Annotated in this window: 2 protein-coding genes; one reads left to right on the top strand and one right to left on the bottom strand. The window is 37.2% G+C overall.

What is annotated here, in order from left to right; genetic code table 11:
• The coding region (locus tag AC06OU_RS03290; RefSeq protein WP_475853960.1) for an ABC transporter substrate-binding protein at positions 1 to 985 on the bottom strand (985 nt) is incomplete at its 3' end.
• A gap of 97 nt (positions 986 to 1,082) precedes the next feature.
• Here AC06OU_RS03290 and AC06OU_RS03295 point away from each other — a divergent pair.
• On the top strand, positions 1,083 to 1,890 hold an 808-nt coding region (locus AC06OU_RS03295), incomplete at its 3' end, for an MFS transporter (protein ID WP_475853962.1).

Below are 1,890 nucleotides of genomic sequence, written 5' to 3' on the forward strand. Positions count from 1 at the left end.
TAATTAATACTGCCCCGAAGCCTGAGTCACTTTCAATTGGAAAATAGGTTTGCTGATTGGAGGACGTGCGATATACATTTTCGAAATCCTCTGGAACTTGAACAAATTCTATTGTATCTAAAAGGGGTCTTTCGCCGTAAAAGTCCTTAAATGCAACTAATGTAGTAATGGATGGACCATTTTCCTCAACATAGTAGCAGCCTGTCCCATAAACAAAGTCTAAATGCTCCTTATAAATACTGGCATTCATGCTTCCTAAAAGCTGCAAGCAGTAGCTACAACCTGTCGGATATGTAATATCAACTATTAGAGGAGTAATTGCCTCTATTTGTTTAATTGGCTCGCAGAGCAAACGAAATTGCGGATCATTTTTAAGTTTCCGAAGGCAATATACTACATCCTCTGCAGTGAGGATAGAACCGTCATGAAAAGCAACATCCTTTTTTAGGTATAGACGAAGCTTCGAGTCTGTCATATCCCAGCTATGACTAAGCTCTGGAGATACTATTCCACTTTCATCAACAGAAACTAGACGATTGTATACCGTAGCAACAATATTAGCACTATTTGCGTCTGCTGCTTTTAGTGGGTGAAGTGTGAGAAAAGGATTTTTCCTTGGAACAATAAGCTTGTCGTTTATTTGTTGCTTAAAGCCAATTTTGTTTCGGAATTTTTTCATTAGTCTTTGGCGACATTCTGTCGACCAATCAAACATTAAGTATTTGCTGCTTATTTCTGCACTTTCATGTTCTAAAATCTGCATGACTTGCTCCTCGAAGCAAGCCTCAACATTTTTTAACCACGTTAAATGCGAGGAATTCCCTCTTCCTTTACCAGAAATAAATTTTATCCATCCCTCTGAAGACCATCTTTCAATATATCGCTTTGTTTGCTTAGTGCTGAAGCCTATAATAGTTGCGATTTCCTCCTGCTTTATGCTGCCAGAGGGAACAGTGTTCCAAAGGGTTAATAATGAACGATCCATCTCATACACCTCTATAAGTGGACAACTTTTGTCAATTTGTCCATTTTTATATTAAAAAGTCTAGTTTAATATACTAAATACAGAGGAGGAGTACAACATGAAATGGAAAAACTACCCACAGAATATTAAGGTCCGATTGATTACATCTTTTTTTAATAGAGCAGTTTCATCTGCTGTTATGCCTTTTATGGCATTGTTCTTTGCTCAAGAGATGAGTAAGGTCTGGGCGGGTTTATTTTTAATAGGTACAGTATGTGTAAGTTTTTTAATCAGCCTAATTGGAGGATATATTTCTGACCGTTTACCAAGAAAGGGATTATTAGTGATCACGTCCTTTTTAAGTGGATGTATGTTCGTTTGCATGACCATGAGCTTGCTACCTAAATCTAATATCATTTGGATGTTCGCAATTGCTTATACGCTATATATTATTACAAGCAGTTTAGGGAGGCCTGCCATGCATGCAATCATCATCGATTCTACTACTCCTGATAATCGAAAAGAAGTATATGCGCTGGATTACTGGCTTACCAATTTGTCCATGGCTATAGGGGCTGCATTAGGAGGATTACTATATTTAAACCATCAAATAGAATTGTTTACGTTACTCTCTTTTACATCTTTATGCCTTCCAATCGCATATAAAATTTGGTTGGTGGATGGACATAATACGCTTTTAGAAAAGCAGCACAAAAATGTTTTTGTTGATCTCATACATAATTATAAAATTGCCTTTCAAGATAAACCTTTCGTTCAGGTAGTCGTTGGGTCCATGTTCATTTTTGCTGCCGAGTTCTCTTTAAACAGCTATATAGGTGTAAGGCTAGCGGAAACTTTTGGGTCGGTCCAAATAGGAGATTTCGAGCTTGCCGGAGTCAGAATGCTAAGTTTACTTAATATAGAAA

Source organism: Psychrobacillus sp. (genome assembly GCF_056205495.1).